The following is a 19,417-nucleotide window of genomic DNA, read 5'->3' as shown; positions in this document are numbered from 1 at the left end:
AAACCAAATGTTAGCTGGATATCCCGGTGAAAATATATCGTATCACACCTGGTGTAATGTGCCTTTGTTTTAACAATAGCATGACAATTAGAGCTAAAATTAAGACAAATAACCGCAACGGAACCCCTTGGTTCCGTTGCAGAACATCAGGATTTATCCGGCGAGGGGATAAAAACCTGCACACTTTGCTTCAGAACCGAGTTAGGTGTGACACCAAAGGCTTTACGGAACGCGTGGCTAAAGTGAGAAAAATCAGAGAATCCATAGTCGAGTGCCGCCTGAGAGACACTGGTTACCCGGCCCTGCTCCAGTGCATCGCGGCTGGCCTGTAATCTTTCCTGCCAGATGACGGCGGCGGGTGTCTTCTGTTTACGGGCAAAGGTCCGGGCCACGGTACGCACGGAGACGTGATGTGCCAGCGCCATACTTTCTACGCTCAGCTCAGGATTGGTCAGGTTTCGGCTAATGTAGTTGCGCATTCTGGCGTACAGATCGCGCTCAGACGCCGCGTTGGCGTGATCCTGAAGCTCAAGACTGAGCACCAGCAGATCCAGCAGCGTTTGCGAAAAGCGGCCAGCTACATCAGGGTTATTCATCAGCACCGGCGTCTGCACCGTCTGATAAATCATCTCCCGCAACGGGATAATCCCCGGGCGGGTATCATCAAGGATGGTGGCGGTGAAACCCACGCTGGCAGGTACTTTCCCGGTCAGCAGATGGCGCGGGATGCGAATCAGATGGTTATTTTTGCCGCCAATGCTAAAACGAAAGGTCTGCGCGGCATCGTACAGCACCAGATTCCCCGCCGCGAGGCTGGCTTTACGTCCCCCTTGTTCCAGTTGACCATAGCCACCCTGGATATAACCCAGCCACAGGTCGTCTTCCGGTCCGGTGCGCAGATGCTGTGACTTACGCTCCCAGTAGTGCAGCGTCGAGGTGAGGGTGCAGACATCGATCAGACCGACCTCCCGCACCGCAAGCTCACCCTCAAAACGCCCCTCCGCCAGCGGCTTACCATCTGAAGGAATGCAGTGACGCAGAATGACATCATTCCAGTATTCAAAGCGCTGAGGCACGGCAACATGTTCGGTGGAATAGCGGATATCCCTGGGTGTGGAATGACTGTTCACAGCGACACCTCATATGAAAACTGCGCATCAGGATTGATGGTTTCAAACTGAAAGCAATTTTTACGCCATGACGATGGCGATATGAATTGGCGGGATAATTTGACTATTCAGTGGCGCTGCCGCGGCGCAGACGCACTATTGGCGGGCAACGCTGCACCGTTTCATTCCATCATCACCTGCGTCATCAGGGTTGTCCTTTCCAGCCAGGTGATTGTCCGACTAAGCCAGGAAGCCAGAAAAAATCTCCTTAGTATCAATGGCGAATTAACCCATCGCTGAAAACTATTTACCTGGGAGTCTGTATGGAATCTGCCATTGATAAACACCTGAAATGTCCGCGCACCTTGTCCCGTCGGGTTCATGACGACTATCAACCGCCTTTCCCGATGTTCGTTGGCCGGGCCGATGCCAGCCTGACTCAGGTGGTGATGGCGTATCTGGGCGTGCAGTTTCGTGAAGAACAGCGGGCATCAGCCGTCAGCGCCATGCAGCACATCGTTGCCAGCTTCAGCCTCGATAACGGACCGGGCAATCATGACATCACCTTCCATGTTGATAACCAGGGTTACGGTAACTTTATCGTGGTGGGCTACTGGCGCGATCCGGCGGCGTACTGTCGCTGGATCCGTCAGCCGGAAATCGACCAGTGGTGGTCCGCTGATGATCGTTTGCACGAAGGCCTCGGTTATTTCCGCGAGATTATTGCCCCGCGCGCCGAACAGTTCGAAACCCTGTACGCCTTTAAAGAGGATCTGCCTGGTGTCGGCGCAGTGATGGATAACCTCAGCGGTGAGATTCAGGAGCACGGCTACTGGGGATCGGTGCGCGATCGCATTCCGGCCTCGCAAAATGATTGGCTGCAACCGGACGGGGAGCTGCGGGTGATTGCCGGCGATCCCGCTGCCGGAGGTCGGGTGGTGGTGCAGGGCCATGACAACATTACGCTGATCCGCTCCGGCCAGGACTGGGTGGAGGCCGACGAACAGGAGCGTCAGCTGTACTTCACGGAAATGTTGCCGCCGTTACAGGCAGGTATGGATTTTCTGCGCGACGAAGGGCAGCCACTTGGCTGTTATAGCAATCGCTTTGTGCGCAACGTCGATAAAGACGGCAACCTGCTGGATATTGCCTACGACATTGGTTTCTGGCGATCCCTGGACCGGCTTGAACGCTGGGCAGAATCCCATCCCACCCACCTGCGTATCTTCACCACCTTTTTCCGTGTGGTGACCGGACTGCAAAAACTACGGCTCTACCACGAAGTGTCGGTCTCTGACGCCCGTTATCAGACCTTTGAATACATCAACTGCCATCCCCAGACCGGGATGCTGCGTGACGCACTGCGCTGAAAACACGACGAAATCTCATCCATCGATCACTTTCTGGGGTTTACCTTATGCACGCATTACGCTTTTTCCTGCCTGCCACCCTGCTGGCTTCTTTACCTGCGCTCGCCGTGGAAGTGGCACCCGGCGACTACAGTCAATTTCCCGACGGCACCACGGTAGGGCTGCTTTATTACCAGCACGCTTCAACCGGCTCGGCGCACTCGCGCGGTGACAAAGTCAGCTCGGATTACAACCTGACCTCCGATATCGGCATGCTGCGTCTGCTGCATACCGTGCAGATCAGCGAATCCGCTACCCTCGATCCACAGTTCCTGTTGCCATTTGGCCGCATCTCCGGTGGTGGTGATGCTGCGGCGCTCGGTTCCGCCAATGGCACTGGCGACTTAATTCTGACCGTGCCGTTAAAGGTGAAACTCAGCGAAGGCGGCGATGTGTTTGGTTTCGCCCCTTATCTCTACGTTCCCACCGGTAACTATGACCATAACGACGCCCTGAATCTGGGAGAGAACCGCTGGAAGGTGGATTTGCAGGCCGCCTGGGTCAAGTTCTTCACGGAAAAATGGGCGCTGGATGTGGTCGGTGACGCCATCTGGTACGGCAACAATAACGACTATGGAACCGCCTCATCCCGTTTGCAGCAGGACAACGCCTGGGCAGCGCAGATTATGGGGCGTTATATGCCTGATCCGACGCTGGCGCTCGGTCTGGGGTTCGGTCAGACCTGGGGCGGTGCAACCACCGTTGACGGTGAGAAACAGGACAACCCGGCGCAGACCACCAATGTACGCATCACCGCCACCAAATTTGTCACCCCGCGCGACCAGTTCCAGATTCAGCTAGGTCGGGACCTGCGCGTGGAAAATGGCGCGGAAGAGGATTTCCGCCTGAACCTGCGTTATGCCCGCGTTTTCTGATGCTGTCCTTCCTGACCAGGTGACTGTCCTTCTCAACCAGGTAGGTGTTGTGCAGTCGCGTTATGTTCAGGTCAGTAATCAGCCCTCTGCTGCGTTTGAAGCGAGCAGTGACTGGAAGCAGATGTCATCACAGTACTCACCTTTACTTTCCCGGAGAAACACCATGGAACATGATCACGACCACACCGAGCCGCCTGCGGAAATCGCGCTACGCGTGAAAGCGCTCGAGTCGCTGCTGACGGAAAAGGGGCTGATTGATCCCGTCGCGCTGGATGAACTTATCGACACCTACGAACACCGCATTGGACCCCGCAATGGCGCGCGGGTGGTGGCGAAAGCCTGGAGCGACCCGGATTACAAGGCCCGTCTGCTGGCGCATGGCACTGAGGCCATTGCTGAGCTGGGTTTTTCCGGGGTGCAGGGGGAAGACATGATGGTGGTGGAGAATACCGCCGATGTTCATAACGTCACGGTCTGTACCCTGTGCTCTTGCTACCCGTGGCCGACGCTGGGACTGCCGCCTGCCTGGTACAAATCCGCACCTTATCGCTCGCGCATCGTGATTGAGCCGAGAAGTGTGCTGGCTGAGTTTGGCCTGCACATCAGTGAAGATCGGGAAATCCGCGTCTGGGATAGCAGCGCCGAGCTGCGTTATCTGGTACTGCCGGAAAGACCGGCCGGAACCGAGGGCTGGAGTGAAGCACAGCTCGCCTCGCTGGTCACGCGCGATGCCATGATCGGCACGGGCGTGGCGTTGCAACCGGGTAACTAAACCCTTCTTTTCAGGAGACGCTATGAACGGGATACATGATCTGGGCGGTATGCACGGTATGGGTGCTGTTGTTACCGAAGAAAACGAACCTCCTTTTCATCATGAATGGGAGCGACGCGCCTTTTCCTTTTTTGCCTCGCTGTTTGTCGGTGGTCACTTCAATGTGGATATGTTCCGCCATGCGATAGAGCGCATGAATCCGGCGCACTATCTCGAAGAAAGTTATTACGAACACTGGATGCACGCTTTCGAAACGCTGCTGCTGGAGAAGGGGGTGATCACCCTTGATGAGTTGTCTGGGGCGGTCAAGCCCGTTATCGCATCGGCGGAAACACCGGTGTTGCGCCAGGAAATGGTACAGGCGGTGGTCACCACCGGTGCCTCGGCGCGCGTTGATGTTGATGTACCCGCCAGTTTCCGGGTGGGTGATCGCGTCCGGGCGAAAAACATCAATCCCGGCGGACATACCCGCCTGCCACGCTATGTGCGCGACAAAATCGGCACCATCGTGATTGATCACGGTGTCTTTGTTACCCCGGACACCGTTGCTCACGGCTTGGGTGAACATCCGCAGCACGTGTACAGCGTCAGCTTTGCCGCCACCGAGTTGTGGGGTGATAACGCGCCGTCGAAAGACACGGTGCGTATCGATCTGTGGGACGACTATCTGGAGGCGTTATGAGTACATCCTTTACGGACCATGATGCGGAAAACGCGCCGTTTGAGCATCCATGGCAGGCACAGGTGTTTTCCCTGATCGTTTGTCTGCATCAGGCCGGCAAGTTCAGCTGGAAAGAGTGGGTGGATGTGTTCAGCACCGAAATCAAAGCGCACCCAATACAGGAACATGAAAGCGTTAATGATGCTTATTACCGTCAGTGGGTCGCCGCCACCGAGCACATGCTGCTGTTGCTGCAATTGACCGGGCAGGCCGATATTGCCCGCCGCACCGATGAATGGCGGCAGGCGTATCTCAATACTCCGCATGGTATGCCGGTGACGCTATCCAGCGCTGTCTGCCCGCCCGCGCATGACCATGACCATCACCACCCGGTGCTGCGCGTCCCGGTGGCGGTCAGCCCGGCAGTGGCGCGCGCCAATCCCTGAATTGATTATTATCAGCCAGATATGAGGAAGAAAAATGGAACGTACCGTTAATGATATTCATGCAGGTCAGGCCCCGATCCCGTTCAATAGCGTATTACCCTGGGCGGCTTTTATTACGCTGATGGTGCTGCTGGCGGTGTATTTTATTGGTGCTGAGCAGGGGGCCACTGCGGTGTTCTCCGGCAATCAGATCCATGAATATTTTCATGATGCGCGGCATCTGCTGGGTTTCCCCTGCCACTAAGGACATCACCATGACCGGAAAACTTCTGTTAAACGGGATGATGGCAGGGATCCTCGCTGGCATCATCGCCTTCAGTTTTGCCCATTTCTTTGGTGAACCGCAGGTTGATCGGGCGATTTCATTCGAAGAAACCCTCGCAGCACAGCACAGTAGCGCCGGGAGTGAGCATCACCATGATCATGATGCTGATGGTGAAGTTTTCAGTCGCGGTACGCAGTCCGGTGCAGGTCTGCTGAGCGGGATGATCCTGTTTAGTGCGGCGATGGGCGGTGCGCTGGCACTGGTCTGGTCATTATGCTGGCAGCGCACCGGTCCGGCCGGGGCGAGAGCACTGGCTCTGGCGCTGGCGCTGGGGGGATTTCTGATCATGAGCCTGATGCCGGGGCTTAAATATCCACCTAATCCACCGGCGGTGGGTGATGCATCGACCATTGGCTACCGAACGATGCTCTACTTCGTAATGCTGCTGGTCTCCGCCGTGATTGTGGTCACCGCTGCCTGGAGCGCGCATCAGCTGCGGGCGCGGCTGGGAAGCTGGAATGCGGCGTTGTGGGGCCTGTTGGCCGGGCTGGCGATGCTGATCGTGGCCTGCCTGCTGATGCCAGCGATAAATGAGGTCCCGCATGGCTTCTCTGCCGATGTGCTCTGGCGTTTCCGTCTGAGTTCGTTCGGCACGCAGCTGACCCTGTGGTGCGCCACCGGGCTGCTGTTTGGCGTGTTTGCCGAAAAGACCGTGCAGAATCCCCGTCACCGCTACGCGACGGCAGGATATTGATGGTCGCTGTTCTGCAACTGATTTGCCAGGGGGAAACCCTGGCAAATCGCCACTCACGTTTTCCCGCTGATGATGCGCTGAGCGAAACTTCCCGTCTGACCGCGCAACAGATGCAGGGATGCATCGAACCAGCCAGCCAGATATGGCTGGCACCGGAATTAGCGGCGCAGCAAACGGCACTGGCGCTGGGGTTAGCGGGGCGGAGCGTGCAGGCACTGGCCGAACCGGCCTGTGGGCTTTGGGCGGGGATGCCGATCAAAGAAGTGATCACGCAGCATGGTGAGGATTTTCATCGCTGGTTAGCAGGCGGGGCCGCACCTGGCGGAGAGGATGTGGCACAACTGGTCGCGCGCACCGGCGCATGGTTGTCTGGTAGCGTTGCCGGGCGTCAACCGCAGTGCGCCATCGTGTCAGCTGCGGTGATTCGGGCAATGGTTATTGGTCTGCTGGGTGCACCGGTCAGTGCTTTTCAGTTGATTGATATCGCCCCGCTAAGTATCACGACCCTGCGGGGTGATGGCAAACGCTGGCATATCACCAGCATTAATTCAGTAAGATTCGCCTTCCCCGAAGGCTCCCTCTAACAGGCAAATTTTCGCTGCGAAATGCGCCCCGGCCTGTAACGCTGCCGGGATATTTCCCTGAGCGCGCAGGCTCAGCAGAAAGGCGGTGATAAAGGCATCACCGGCCCCTAAGGTATCCACCGGGGTGACTGCGTCTGGTTGCTGCTGATACCAGTTTTCTCCGTCGAACAGTATGGCCCCCTCTGCACCCCGCGTGGCGACGGCATAGCGGCTACCGGCCTGCACCGCCTGCATCAGCAGGTCGCGCGTGGCTGTCAGCGACCATCCGGCACAGGAGAAAAAGGCCGCGTCGAGCCAGCGACATAATGGCAATGCCTGCTCAATGACGAAGTCATCGGAAAAATCATAGGTCAGCCAGCCGGGAAGCTTTGCCAGCTCAGGCAATTGCGCGTCGATATAGCTGTAGCTACTGGTGTGGATCAGCGCGAAATCCGCCAGCCAGGCGCGATGTTGCAGCACGAAATCCATCGATTCCGTCTGGCGAACGCCGCCAAGATTAGAATCGAGAAACACCCGTTCGCCTTGCTCGATGGTCAGGCGCGCATAGCCATTTTCGCCTTCAACCTTCCGGCAATAACGCGTATCAATATCCCGTTTTGCCAGCGTCCGCATCACATGGTCTGCTGCCGCATCGTTGCCGAAGATACCCAGATAAGCAGCAGAGGCATCCAGCATCGCCGCATACACGCTGAAATTGAGTGCGTTGCCACCCGGATAGCGCACGCGGCGGTGCTCATATTTATCGACAACGTTGTCGCCTACGCCAATCACTTTCATTGCCCGCGATCCTTAGTATTCCACTACGCCCATATAGCGACGGGTTGAGAGCGGATGCTGGCGAATATCAGCCAGCGCCGCACGATAGTCGCACATGATGCTGTAAAACAGCACCGGGTTAAAGTAGTCCACTACTGACACCGGCAGGGTATCCAGACCCAGCTCGCGGGCATCCACCACCACGGTTTTGTCGTTGTAACGATTGAGGAATCCCAGCACACGCTGATCTAAACCACGGGTGCGGCCTTCATTCATCAACAGAATAAAGGGAACGTGATTATCGGTGACTTCAAACGGACCATGAAAGAATTCCCCGCTGTGAATTGAAGCGGCATCGAGACGCTGCATTTCCATCAGGGAACAAATAGCAAAACCATAGGCGTGTCCGTATGAGGCGCCACTGGAGAGCACATAAAACAGCGATTCATGCTGATATTGTTGCGCGAAGTCGGCGCAGCGGGCGGCGACCTGGCTGCGGGCCCGGCGAATCACCTGATCGATCTGACCAAAGCTCTGCTGGAAATCATGCCATCCGGCGTAGTCTTCCACCTGACGCAGCACATCAACGCACAGGCTGAGGATCAGCGCCATCGGGTTTTCAGTGACCAGCGTGTCATCACCCCATTTATACAGCAGGTTATGGTCGGCCCATTGCAGCAGTTGCGCTTCGGCATTGTGCGTCAGGGTGATGGTGGCGGCTCCGCGCGTTTTCGCCAGCTGGGCGGCAGCGACCGATTCCGGCGTATTGCCGCCATGTGAACAGACGATAACGATTGACGACTCACCTAATGCGTGAGGGGTGGCATAGACAAATTCATTGGCTGTCATCATCCACGAGCGCAGGTTTTCACCTTGCTCATTCAGGAAATAATGCGCCGGGTACATATCTACCAGCGAACCCCCGCAGGCCACAAGGAACACCTGACGCACCGGTTTATGCTGAAAATGGCCGCTCATCAGGGAGGAAATAATCGATTGGGTCTGCATGGAATTAATCACCGTAAATATTGAAATCAAAGTATTTCTTAGCTAAGCGGTCGTAGGTGCCATTGGCACGAATGGTGGCGATGGCCTGGTTGAAACGAGCCTGTAACGCGGTGTCACTCTGGCGCAGGCCGATACCGGTGCCGGGGCCGAAGATCTCGTCATCCTTCACCTGCGGTTGCACCAGCGCGAAGTTTTTACCCTGGGGTTTACTGAGCAGGGCTTCGGTGACCACCACGGCATCGTCGAGGGTGCCATCAAGGCGACCGTTGGTCAGATCGGCATACACCGATTCCGCATCCGGATAGGCAATCACTTCCACACCGGCGTTGCGCCAGTATTTGTTGGCGTAGTTTTCAAACACCGAACCCTGCTGCACCCCGATACGTTTGCCCTTCAGCGACTGTGCCGTGGGGGTCAGCGAACTGCCTTTGGCGGTAATCAGGAAGGCAGGGGTGTTGAACAGTTTGTCGCTGAAAGCGATGGCTTTTTTGCGTTCGTCGGTGATCGAAAGAGAAGAAAGGATGGCATCAAATTTTTTTGCCTGTAGTGCCGGAATCAGCCCATCAAAGCTGTTCTGCACCCACGAGCATTGCACCTTCATTTCCGCGCAAATCGCATTACCAAGGTCAATATCGAAACCGACAAGTTGACCACTGGCATTTTTCGATTCAAATGGCGGGAAAGTGGGGTCGATGCCTAAACGCAGTGGATCTGCGGCCATCGCCGTGTGGACACAACCAAATAAGGTTATTGTTGCGGCTATTACGGAGATGGTTTTTTTTATTTTCATTATTGTTTCCCTGGTGTTGTATTTATACCTAAAAACAGACCATATAGATTGATTTACACGCAATTTGATGTATATAGCAACAACAATTCGCCGCAAAGGCGTAAAAAAATTATCGTGGTATGTTATGCTTATTTATCAAATTACAAGCTTATCAATCATTTTTATTTTCTAAATCAAATGATTGGTTTTTAAATTCTTTTTACTGACACCAGAACAAAACAGACCATGAACAGTCCAGAAAAGCAGACCAGAAGGCCGCGCAGAAGTTATCTTGATGCGCGCAAACGCTTACTCGAAATACTAAATTCACCCGATTTCAACAGCGGTGATCAGATCCCGGCAGAACGCGAGTTGAGCGAGATGCTGGGGATCAGCCGGATGACGGTGCGCAAGCTACTGGCAGAATTAATTGATGAAGATGTGCTGGAACGGCGCGGAAATCAGGGGACCTGGCTGGTCGATACCGCCATTGAACGTCCGCTGCAACCGGCACTGGGGATCAGTAAAATTCTCGAACTCAATGGTGCCGTGCCCAGCAGCCAGTTGATCTTCTTTCACATTTCTCCGGCCAGCGCGCGCATTGCACGCTTGCTGCAGATTGCAGAAGGGGATGACTTAGTGATGATCAAACGCCTGCGTCTGGCCGATGGTCATCCCTTCTGTATTGAAACCAGTTACTTACCGCGAGCGCGTGTCGCGGATTTAAGTGCAGAGATGTTAGAAAAAGAAGGCTCCCTCTATCGTCTGCTGGCGGAACGTTACGCTATTCATGATGTTTATGATGAAGGGACCCTCCGCGCTGCCGCAATGAGTGAAGAGGACCATCTGTTGTTGCAGGCGAAACCAGAAAGCCCGGCGCTGGTGTACCGGGGTGTGATTTATGACAACCAGCGTCAGCCGATTGAATATCTGGTTTCGGTGAACCATCCGCAACGGGTCGCTTTCCGCATCAATGGCGGATTGAATGCAGTGGATGTGACCGCGCCGTGAAATGCAATTGTGTAATCAGACTAAGTATCAGGAACAACATGGCCGCCTGGAGATAAAACTGAACATCATGATGATGAATGCAATTTATTAGCGGGAGGGCGTGTTTTAAGTATTTAAAGATAATTCTAACTTCAGGCGAAAACTATAAACTTCTGAAGAAAAACGGAAGTCATAAAAAGTGATTCAGATAGATTTTACCAAATTTAATTTAAGGTGAAATGACATGAATCCGATACTTAACAATACTCCAACATATAGCCACGCGGAGAACGTGGCTTCAACATCCACCCATCAGGCAAGCACTACACCTTCCAGTTCTTCAGGTAGTGATGCGCTGCAGTTTTTAAGGCAACCTGTACCGGATCACCTTGGTGATTATGAGCGTGAAACAATCATGACTGAGAGGTTTGATGCTCTCGGGGAAGTTGTTAAAAATTTTACTCCCGGATCACCCATCGACTTTTCAGGTATTGAATTCGGTGAAATGGATATTAGCCAGGCGGTAACCTCGGGATTGAAAAATCAGTGGACAGATGCAGGCGTTGAAAAATATTTAAATGGCCAAAATGAAAATAACTTTATATCATTTGTCACCAATAACAATCAATTGACTCCAGACGAAAAATTACAGTTTATGGATGGGGTGGTCAAATCATTGCAAGATAGTGGGATAGGGAATAGTAATTTTTACAATTCAACGCTTAACGATTTCTTTGACCCGGTCCATGCTGGCAACCACAACATTCCCAATTCCCTTAATCATCCCCCTCAATCGATGGATAGCAATATTGCAGAGGCGCGCCATATACAAAATCTGCAGAGATTATTAGATGGTCCACCGGTTGAAAGAAACGAATCTGAAGAGATTTATACACTTCCATCAATTCCTGATTATAGGCATCTTGAGAGATCAGGATTTAACAAGAATAAATATTTTGCGGAAAGTGCAAATACAATCATTAGAGAGCGATTTAAACAGGTAGGAACAAAAAGCGAAAATAAAATGCGTATAAATGATCCTAATAGCATCGCCAGGATAATAAAAGCTTGGTTTGATATTGATAAGGCTGTTGATCACAAAAAGAAAGCCTGGTGCGGCTTAGATAGAGTCTCGGGACATAATCGTATGCCACCTTTTTATCCTGATACAACTCTGGCAATGAAGTTAGGTGCAGGAAATTGTGGTGAGATGTCAGGGATTGCTGATCAAATCATAAATCAGAGTGGTGGATATTCAAGGCAATATCAAGTTGACAAGAAAGGTACCCATGCCTTTACGCTTGTCGGTAAACCTTCTCCTTATGCTAAAGATAGCATTCACTTTTCCGATTATGATAATTGCTGGGTAGTAGACCCTTGGGCAAATATTGTATGTAAAGCCAGTGAGTATACAGAGACATTCATAAAAAAGATGGATGAATGGACCAATAAAGGCAAAGCAATACGTACTAATGTGGACTGGGTATTTGCAAATAATCCGGAGTGGGTTAATGCAGTTGTTGAAGGAAGTAAACATCAAATGTTACCTGAATCGGTTTACAGTGAACTAGAACACGAAGATCCTGAAAAAGAACTCACTAAGAAATTACCTCCACCAGTAAGAGAAGCCCTTGATAACCTTGATCCCCAGAAGGAATCAACCACCACAGAAGATATGCAGAAAGCACTGAAAAAAGCCAAAGAATTAGGTCCAGATACTTTTCTGCAGTGGCTGGATGAAGCAGATGTGGCGAAACGTCTGGCGGAGGGTATTCTCAGTGGCCAGTCAGTAACCAGCTGCGGATTACTTCTGGAAGATCTGGCAAATGATTTGCTTGATTTATTAAAAGAAGGCGCTGTTCCCGCCAAACGGATTTGTGAAGCGTTATTTCCGCCACAAACTAAAGAATTTATCATGGCGGTTATTCCCCAGCTAATGCTGAAACCGGCGGGTGTGAGGTTGACACGGTTAATGGAGCAACTCGCACAAAAAGATGAGGCAACTCGTTCTGATTTAGTTGATTCTATGTCTAAACGTTCTTGTGTACCCAGTATCGAACGTGCGAATTCAGAGAAAAGTGATTTTTATGATCGCGTCGCTAGCGTTTATGATCGTTCTGTTTTTCCCAAAATCACGGCGGCGCGAGAAGGAAAATTACGAGATCACCTGCCACTGGCATTTTATAAAAAATCCAGTGAAATTTTAGAAAGCGGCAGGTTAATGGATGTTAAGCATAGAAAGATTGCGTCATTTGCTAAGATAAGAAGTGACGCTGAGAGAGTTGCTCAGAGTTTAAGTAGAGATGAATTTGGGCATCGGGAGATTACATCTGAAATGCTACGGGAATCGCAACTGGCAGATAATAAAAGCTATGAGAGACAAAATAATGCGTTCGTGGCTTATCGTAAACATTTCGTAAAATCTAAAGTCTCTGCTGATATCATTTCCACAGCCAAACTACACAGACCTGAACCTGAAGTTGTAAGGAGTTTAAATAGATTAGCTGCCGATATGCTTGCCGTAGCAAATGAAAGTAATGCGGTTAAGACTGCAGAATGGGAATCACGTCAGGTTCGTATTGCACCTTTACCTGGTACATCTGATGTCGCTACTGATGGTTTTTTTGTTCGCGCTATGGCTGATTCCGCTATTAAAGGGGCAAGTGGTGATGCCGCAAGTATGGCACGCCCCGCTGGTCATGATATCTCTTCAATGATCGGTGAAGGTAAACTTCGTCGAGAGGCCTCTGATAACATATCACGTCCTGCCCTTGTTAAAGACTTACATAAACTCTGGGACAAAACAATTAAGTTGTTAGAAAGCGGCGTTGAAGAAGAATATGAGGATTTATTGTTTTCTGTGTTGGAACAATGTGAAAGGGGGATTTATGCAGATGCTCTTGAAGATTATCTGGCTGCTTTTCAGCAGATAAATACTATCGGTACCGGTATTGTTAATGAATTAACTGAAAGTGGCTGGGGTGGATTGGTTACGGCTCCTGAGCCCACACCAGTGGAGGAAAAAGAACCGGAAAGACAAGCACCAGCTGAATCATCCCCGAGCAGCTCACCGCCTTCTAAAAAGAATAAAAAAACCAGGCAAGCCCTTCTTGCTTAATCGATATGGAGTGATGAGATGATTCAGAGAGTTCTGCTCTGAATCATCTAACGAAACGTTGTGGTAGTTTCTGCACATTTTCTCTGCGTTTTCGCGATGTTTAGGAGGGGCTTCAGATAAGGTTGCTTTTCTTTTTTTAATAAAACCACAGCGCCGCATAGCAGGAAAAATTCTCTTTAAAACGCTATCGCGATGGCGCTTACCTTAGTGTGCAAACTATTTTTATTGTGCAGGCCTACTGAAAACCCCAATCCCTCCGATAACCCCTCCATGTCGTCGTGAAATTAAGAATGTTCTTATTTTAAGAGCATCGTGGAGTGCGTGTGAGAGGAATGACTTACCCGTCAGAGTGGCAGGTTCGCTGGTTGCAGGTTAAACACAGCGGGGGCCTGCCATGACTGAAATTATCCCGGCTGTTGATATTACTGCGTCTGCGCCAGTTCATACCGCAGCGCCCGTCGCTTATCCATTCGTTCTTCCGCCAGACCGTCCCTCCATTAAGGGGCCAGCAGGCATCTTCTACGACTTTAATGATGGGGCCAGGATACTGTTGCCCGCGGGGCGCTGGCGCGTTGCCTTACTGGACGATGACTCAGGCAACGTCCTGTTCAGCTGTGAGTCCGGTGCTGGCTGGGTTACATCTGCCAAAAAGTATTTTGTCCGTTTCCGCATTCAGGTCTGGCGTGGCGATGAAGTGGCTCCGCTGCTGGATGAAACCCTGTCCCTGAAGGACCGGGAGGTGCTGATTTCCTTCCCCACCGGCACGCTGGGCGATCTGCTTGGCTGGTTCCACTACGCGGAACGTTTCCGCCTGCTGCACGGTTGCCGGCTTGAGTGTGCGATGGCACCGAACATCATCAGCCTGCTGGAAGGGCAGTATCCGCACATTCGCTTCTCCGCGCCGGACGCTGTGGTGCAGCGCGCCCCGTATGCTACTTATCGCATCGGCCTGTTTTTCGGCGGCAACGATACGCACCAGCCAATCGACTTCCGCCAGACAGGTTTTCACCGCATTGCCGGACACATCCTCGGCGTTGACCCACGGGAGGAGGCTCCACGCCTCAACCTGAGCGCCGCGCGCACCATTACCGAGCCATACGTCTGCATCGCTGTTCAGTCTACTTCCCAGGCCAAGTTCTGGAATAACGGACACGGCTGGGCGGAGGTGGTGGCACATCTGAAGGCGCTCGGCTACCGGGTGCTGTGTATCGACCGTGAGGCCCGTACCGGGCGCGGTTTTGTCTGGAACCACATCCCTTACGGCGCTGAAGACTTCACCGGCAATCTGCCTTTGCAGAAACGGGTAGACCTGCTTCGGCACGCCAGTTTTTTTATCGGCCTGGCCAGCGGCCTGTCCTGGCTCGCCTGGGCGGCGCAGATACCGGTGGTGCTGATCAGCGGTTTCAGCCTGCCAGGGGCCGAATTTTACACACCCTGGCGGGTGTTCAGCAGCCATGGTTGCAGCGGCTGCTGGGACAGCCTGCATGAAACTTTCGACCACCAGGATTTTTTCTGGTGCCCCCGTCACAAGGGAACCGATCGGCAGTTCGAATGCACCCGTCTGATTACCGGAAAACAGGTCTGTGGCGTGACTGACCGGCTCCATGCACAGCTGCATGGGCAGTGAATCACGCAATAAAAACTACACACAAGGTGATGCGTTCACCTGCAAACACTAAAACAAGAGAGACAGGGCAATGAATAAAGCTTACAGAATTGTCTGGAGCGCGGCGCGTCAGGCATGGGTGGTGGCGTCAGAGCGTGCCGGAAGTGGTGGACGTCCGCCGCTGGCGGTGAAGAAAGCGGCATGTGCGGTCCTGCTGCTGGGGAGTGGTGTGGCGTCGCTGCCAGCAGGAGCGGTGGTTTGGGGCGGAACCCTTACGGGAGCCGGATCCTCGATAACGCTTTACAGTGGTGATAGCTCGAGCAGCCTCACCGTGACCAACAATGCTTATGAATATGTCAGTAGCGGTGCTGTAGCAACCTCAACGGCCATCACCAATAACGGTAATCAGGTGATTTATGCCGGAGGTTCTGCGGTAGCGACCACCATCAGCAACAGCGGGTCTTTCCAGTACGTCAGCAGTGGTGGCCTGGCTTCAGGCACAACGGTCAACAGCGGGGGGAGGCAGTATGTCTATTCAGGGGGCTCTGTTTTCTTAACGACGCTGAATAGCGGAGGAAGCATCGGGCTGAATCCGGGTGCAACGGCCTCCGGTATTACGATTAACTCAGGCGGACGGGCGAATATTGCTGGCGGCTCAGCCAGTGCCGTCGTGCTCAACTCGGGTGGATACTTAAGTGCAGTGGTTAGCGCTGTGGTGACCGATATCACTCAGCTGTCCGGGGGATCATTAACCGCCGACACCAGCACCACGATCTACGGCATCAACAGCCTGGGGGCCTTTTCTATCAGTGGTGGCGTGGCAAATAATCTTCTGCTGGAGAAGGGGGGCGTATTATCTGTTCTGTCTGGCACCAGTGCGACAAACACCACCGTTGGCTCAGCGGGAGCGGCGTTAGTTGCCAGCGGCGGAACGGCCCTCGGTACTACCGTAACCAGCAATGGCAGCCAGATAATCCTTGCCGGCGGCTCAGCCTCCTCTTCTGTCCTTAATGGCGGACAGGAAACGGTAACAGGGACGGCGACAGGGACTACGGTGAACCTGAACGGGGTGCAATACGTCAGCGCAGGTGGCGTGGCTGCCGGCACTATCCTGAATTCCGGGGGGATTCAGGAAGTTTATGGCAGTGCCACTTCTGCCATCGTAAATTCCCGCGGCACACAATATGTTGAGAGCGGCGGCAGCGCCAGTGCAACCACCGTTGAGGGCGGTAATCAGTACGTCTACAGCGGCGGGGCGGCGATGGATACCGTGGTGAATTCGGGTGGACAGATTAATACCTTGGGTAGTGTCACTTCCGCCACGATTAATAATGGCGGAAGAGTGTTCCTCTACAGTGGCGGCTCAACCAATGCGACCCAGATCAATTCTGGCGGTATCGAATACGTCAATTCAGGTACTTCAAGCACTTCAGCTGTGCTGAACTCAGGTGGCTACCAGGCGATATATGCTGGCGGTGAAGCCGTCGCGGCCACGGTGTCGGGGGGAACTCAGCAGGTGTTTGGTGAAGCGACGTCAACCACGCTGAATTCAGGCGGTGCCCAATATGTTTACAGTAGCGGCACGGCGACCGGTACGCAGATAGGTAGCGGCGCGGCTCAGGGTATCTATGGGACAGCCAACTCAACCACGGTGACGTCTGGCGGCGCGGAGTATGTTTACAACGGCGGCACGGCGAACTGGACTACCGTGACCAATAACGGCTACATGAACATCAACAGCGGCGGCACGGCGTCCGGTGCCACAGTCAACTCCGGGGGCACGCTGTATGCCAATGATGGTGCCAGCGCCACCGGTCTGACGCTGGCATCCGGCGCGGTGCTGGTTACCAGTACCGGTGCTGCTCTTGCGGGTACCAACGCGCTGGGGGCATTTTCCATCAGCGGTGGTCAGGCACAAAACGTGTTGCTGGAGAACAACGGCTTTCTGAACGTCAAATCTGGCGATTCATCGATCGGGACGGTGATTAACCAGGGTGGCTGGGAGTTCGTCAACGGCAGTACTACCGGCACCACGGTGAATTCTGGTGGCGTGCAGTCCGTGACAGTGAGCGGCACCACTACCGGCACCGTCGTTAACGCCGGCGGTGAGCAGGATGTCTCGGGCAGTGCCACCTCAACCACCGTTAACTCTGGCGGTACGCTTGCGGTATTTAACGGCGGTATTGCCTCGAGTTCTATCATTAACGATGGCGGGCTTCTGTCAGTCAGCAGTGGTGGTACCGCCACTGACACTACGGTGGCGGCGGGCGGTCTGCTGAATATTGCGGATGGTGGCGTGCTGACACTGGCAAACAGCAGCTTCGTCAACGACGGTGTCACCACCTATGACACCAGCACCAGCGCAGCGCTGAATACCGATATCACCGGCAGTGGGCAGCTCACCAAGAACGGTTCCGGTACGCTTACGCTGGGCGGCACTTTCAGCCAGTCGCAGGTTAACCTCAATGACGGCGCACTGATCATGGACGGCCTGCAGGCTACCACGGACATTGTCGCGCAGTCCGGTACCTCGCTGTCGCTGGTCAACAGCACCACCCTGACCGGTATCATCGACCCGACTGACGTGAACATTGACCAGAGCAGTAGCTGGAATATCACCGGTGACTCACTGGTCGATACCCTGACGAATGCAGGCAGCATCGTATTTGTACCGTCGCAGGGAGCCTTTACCCCGTATACGCTGACTGTGACCAACCTGGTCGGAAATGGCGGCACCATCACCCTCTATACCGTGGCGGGCGACAGCAGCTCACCGATCGATAAAGTCGTTATTGATGGCGGCCAGGCTACCGGTAGCACCGGCCTGCTGGTGCTGAACCGGGGTGGGCTGGGTGCCCAGACCACCGGCAATGGTATCGCGGTGATCCAGGCCATTAACGGGGGCACGACCGATGTCGGCGCGTTTACCCTGAACCAGCCGCTGGTGGCGGGTGCGTATTCCTACAGCCTGTATCGCAACGCTGACCAGAGCTGGTACCTGACTTCACAGCTGACGCAAACGCCTGCGACGGATACCGGTAGCACCACGCCGGATGAAGGTAGCAGTGACACTACGCCGGTCAGCGGTACCACCAACTACCGTGACGGCATGTGGAGCTATGCGGCGCTGCCTTCGCTGTCACTCGATTTCGATCGCCTGGTGGCAGGCTCGGCGGATACGCGCTTCCATTACGCGCCGGACAGCCGGGTCTGGGGCCGTCTGGTGGCGGGCCATCTGCGCCATGCTGACAGCGGCAGCCTGACAGGCGGCAGCGTGCCGGAAAGCAGCAGCGCGTATAGTTTCCTGCAATTGGGTGGGGATCTCTGGCAGCTTGACGGCGCCAATGCCGATTGGCGGGCAGGGCTGTACGGTGCCACCGGCCTGATGCGCAGCGATGTCTGGCGTGACGGCGGCAGCCACGCGGCGGGTACCGATCGCGACACCTCTTATACCGGTGGCGTGTATCTGTCGGGCCACAGCCATGCAGGTTTGCATGTTGACGGGGTGCTGCAGGCGAGTCATCACAGCCTGTCTACCAACTCGAACGACGGTACGCGGTTGTCAACCGATGGCACCGGCTGGCTGGCCTCGGCAGAAGTCGGACAGGCGTTCAGCGTCGGATCAAACCTGTCACTGGAACCGCAGTTGCAGTACACAGTGCAGGGCCTCAGCGTGGATGACGCACAGGATGAAGCAGCATCACTCAGCTGGTCCAACAGCCATCGCCAGTCGGTCCGTGCAGGTCTGAAGGTTGGCTCGTCGCAGGATGCGAAGGCGAAGTTGAGCTGGTGGGTTACGCCATCGATAACGCAGAGCTACGGCGGCCACAGCGGCGTGACGGCATCGGTGCCGGGTGTGGCGGGATCGGAAGCATCGTTCAGGAGCAACCTGTCGGGTACCGGGGTTGGGATCAACGGGGGTCTGGACGCACGCATCCGTCAGAACGTGACGCTGGGTGTGCAGGGTGGCTGGTCTGATGCGCTGCACGGCGCGGAATCCGGCGGCTACTATGGACAGGTCAGACTGGGTGTGTCGTTCTGATCATCATTACTTAACAAGCCGGGCATCTTTGCCCGGCTTTTTTTTATCTTTAATAATGCCAGCCATGCCTGAATATCTTACTGGCCCTGTTATGGAGCATCCTCATCCCTAAAATAGTGCGCTGGATCTCACTATTTTCTGCGATCCTTTCCCTGAGAGATACCCGTCAGTATGTCCAGGTATCATTGAAAATATCACACAACATTCTGATAAATAATCAATAAACATATTCCTGACCTTAATGTCACAAGAT

Annotated in this window: 16 protein-coding genes; 12 read left to right on the top strand and 4 right to left on the bottom strand. The window is 53.9% G+C overall.

Annotation, left to right across the window (positions count from 1 at the left end):
- Positions 1-146 precede the first annotated feature (146 nt).
- The gene (locus RCF31_RS27835) at positions 147-1,130 is read right to left on the bottom strand and encodes a helix-turn-helix domain-containing protein (RefSeq protein WP_416414620.1); all 984 of its coding nucleotides are present in this window, start codon (positions 1,128-1,130) and stop codon (positions 147-149) included.
- Positions 1,131-1,432: 302 nt separating this feature from the next.
- Here RCF31_RS27835 and RCF31_RS27830 point away from each other — a divergent pair, with 302 nt between their 5' ends.
- From RCF31_RS27830 to RCF31_RS27795, 8 genes are all read left to right on the top strand, one after another.
- The gene (locus RCF31_RS27830) at positions 1,433-2,479 is read left to right on the top strand and encodes a phenylacetaldoxime dehydratase family protein (protein ID WP_416414619.1); all 1,047 of its coding nucleotides are present in this window, start codon (positions 1,433-1,435) and stop codon (positions 2,477-2,479) included.
- Between the two features lie 47 nt (positions 2,480-2,526).
- On the top strand, positions 2,527-3,393 hold the full coding sequence (locus RCF31_RS27825) for a transporter (protein WP_416414617.1): 867 nt from the start codon (positions 2,527-2,529) through the stop codon (positions 3,391-3,393).
- Between the two features lie 163 nt (positions 3,394-3,556).
- Positions 3,557-4,165, top strand: a complete 609-nt coding sequence (gene nthA / locus RCF31_RS27820; protein ID WP_416414616.1) for a nitrile hydratase subunit alpha — start codon at positions 3,557-3,559, stop codon at positions 4,163-4,165.
- Between the two features lie 22 nt (positions 4,166-4,187).
- Positions 4,188-4,847 (top strand): nitrile hydratase subunit beta, encoded by a 660-nt coding sequence (gene nthB, locus RCF31_RS27815; protein WP_084879571.1) that lies wholly within the window; start codon positions 4,188-4,190, stop codon positions 4,845-4,847.
- Positions 4,844-5,272: a nitrile hydratase accessory protein gene (locus RCF31_RS27810; RefSeq protein WP_299453904.1), complete on the top strand. Its 429-nt coding sequence runs from the start codon at positions 4,844-4,846 to the stop codon at positions 5,270-5,272. The genes nthB and RCF31_RS27810 overlap by 4 nt, the downstream gene beginning before the upstream one ends.
- Positions 5,273-5,306: 34 nt before the next feature.
- Positions 5,307-5,516 (top strand): CbtB domain-containing protein, encoded by a 210-nt coding sequence (locus tag RCF31_RS27805; protein WP_084879573.1) that lies wholly within the window; start codon positions 5,307-5,309, stop codon positions 5,514-5,516.
- Between the two features lie 10 nt (positions 5,517-5,526).
- Positions 5,527-6,291 (top strand): CbtA family protein, encoded by a 765-nt coding sequence (locus RCF31_RS27800; protein ID WP_416414615.1) that lies wholly within the window; start codon positions 5,527-5,529, stop codon positions 6,289-6,291.
- Positions 6,291-6,875, top strand: coding sequence for a histidine phosphatase family protein (locus RCF31_RS27795; protein WP_416414614.1), 585 nt, complete (start codon positions 6,291-6,293; stop codon positions 6,873-6,875). The genes RCF31_RS27800 and RCF31_RS27795 overlap by 1 nt, the downstream gene beginning before the upstream one ends.
- Here RCF31_RS27795 and RCF31_RS27790 read toward each other — a convergent pair.
- Genes RCF31_RS27790 through RCF31_RS27780 form a run of 3 tightly spaced genes read right to left on the bottom strand, consistent with a single transcriptional unit; the run spans position 6,840 to position 9,423 of the window.
- Complete coding sequence (locus RCF31_RS27790) at positions 6,840-7,652, bottom strand: PfkB family carbohydrate kinase (RefSeq protein WP_416414613.1); 813 nt, start codon at positions 7,650-7,652, stop codon at positions 6,840-6,842. The two genes, RCF31_RS27795 and RCF31_RS27790, sit on opposite strands and share 36 nt — an antisense overlap.
- 12 nt (positions 7,653-7,664) lie before the next feature.
- Positions 7,665-8,639 carry an SIS domain-containing protein gene (locus RCF31_RS27785; protein WP_416414612.1) on the bottom strand — a complete coding sequence of 325 codons (975 nt, stop codon included), beginning with the start codon at positions 8,637-8,639 and terminating at the stop codon, positions 7,665-7,667.
- Positions 8,640-8,643: 4 nt separating this feature from the next.
- Positions 8,644-9,423 carry an ABC transporter substrate-binding protein gene (locus tag RCF31_RS27780; RefSeq protein ID WP_416414851.1) on the bottom strand — a complete coding sequence of 260 codons (780 nt, stop codon included), beginning with the start codon at positions 9,421-9,423 and terminating at the stop codon, positions 8,644-8,646.
- A 303-nt stretch (positions 9,424-9,726) separates the two neighbouring features.
- On the opposite strand from RCF31_RS27780, the gene RCF31_RS27775 reads away from it, so the two are divergent.
- The 4 genes from RCF31_RS27775 to RCF31_RS27760 all read left to right on the top strand — a co-directional run bounded on the left by RCF31_RS27775 (position 9,727) and on the right by RCF31_RS27760 (position 19,164).
- Positions 9,727-10,419: a GntR family transcriptional regulator gene (locus RCF31_RS27775; RefSeq protein WP_416414850.1), complete on the top strand. Its 693-nt coding sequence runs from the start codon at positions 9,727-9,729 to the stop codon at positions 10,417-10,419.
- A gap of 223 nt (positions 10,420-10,642) precedes the next feature.
- Positions 10,643-13,516, top strand: coding sequence for a hypothetical protein (locus RCF31_RS27770; protein ID WP_416414611.1), 2,874 nt, complete (start codon positions 10,643-10,645; stop codon positions 13,514-13,516).
- 394 nt (positions 13,517-13,910) lie between these two features.
- Positions 13,911-15,143 carry an autotransporter strand-loop-strand O-heptosyltransferase gene (locus RCF31_RS27765; protein WP_299453921.1) on the top strand — a complete coding sequence of 411 codons (1,233 nt, stop codon included), beginning with the start codon at positions 13,911-13,913 and terminating at the stop codon, positions 15,141-15,143.
- A 70-nt stretch (positions 15,144-15,213) separates the two neighbouring features.
- The gene (locus tag RCF31_RS27760; protein ID WP_416414610.1) at positions 15,214-19,164 is read left to right on the top strand and encodes an AIDA repeat-containing protein; all 3,951 of its coding nucleotides are present in this window, start codon (positions 15,214-15,216) and stop codon (positions 19,162-19,164) included.
- Positions 19,165-19,417 lie beyond the last annotated feature (253 nt).

Source organism: Pantoea sp. App145 (genome assembly GCF_047947045.1).
GTDB lineage: Bacteria > Pseudomonadota > Gammaproteobacteria > Enterobacterales > Enterobacteriaceae > Pantoea.
The sequence above is the reverse complement of the archived record's forward strand: the minus strand, read 5'-3'. Positions and strand labels throughout refer to the sequence as shown.

Coding starts and splice junctions, on each gene's coding strand:
- RCF31_RS27830 (WP_416414619.1), top strand. CDS start 1,433: ATGGAATCTGCCATTGATAAACACCTGAAATGTCCGCGCACCTTGTCC.
- RCF31_RS27825 (WP_416414617.1), top strand. CDS start 2,527: ATGCACGCATTACGCTTTTTCCTGCCTGCCACCCTGCTGGCTTCTTTA.
- nthA (WP_416414616.1), top strand. CDS start 3,557: ATGGAACATGATCACGACCACACCGAGCCGCCTGCGGAAATCGCGCTA.
- nthB (WP_084879571.1), top strand. CDS start 4,188: ATGAACGGGATACATGATCTGGGCGGTATGCACGGTATGGGTGCTGTT.
- RCF31_RS27810 (WP_299453904.1), top strand. CDS start 4,844: ATGAGTACATCCTTTACGGACCATGATGCGGAAAACGCGCCGTTTGAG.
- RCF31_RS27805 (WP_084879573.1), top strand. CDS start 5,307: ATGGAACGTACCGTTAATGATATTCATGCAGGTCAGGCCCCGATCCCG.
- RCF31_RS27800 (WP_416414615.1), top strand. CDS start 5,527: ATGACCGGAAAACTTCTGTTAAACGGGATGATGGCAGGGATCCTCGCT.
- RCF31_RS27795 (WP_416414614.1), top strand. CDS start 6,291: ATGGTCGCTGTTCTGCAACTGATTTGCCAGGGGGAAACCCTGGCAAAT.
- RCF31_RS27790 (WP_416414613.1), bottom strand. CDS start 7,652: ATGAAAGTGATTGGCGTAGGCGACAACGTTGTCGATAAATATGAGCAC.
- RCF31_RS27785 (WP_416414612.1), bottom strand. CDS start 8,639: ATGCAGACCCAATCGATTATTTCCTCCCTGATGAGCGGCCATTTTCAG.
- RCF31_RS27770 (WP_416414611.1), top strand. CDS start 10,643: ATGAATCCGATACTTAACAATACTCCAACATATAGCCACGCGGAGAAC.
- RCF31_RS27765 (WP_299453921.1), top strand. CDS start 13,911: ATGACTGAAATTATCCCGGCTGTTGATATTACTGCGTCTGCGCCAGTT.
- RCF31_RS27760 (WP_416414610.1), top strand. CDS start 15,214: ATGAATAAAGCTTACAGAATTGTCTGGAGCGCGGCGCGTCAGGCATGG.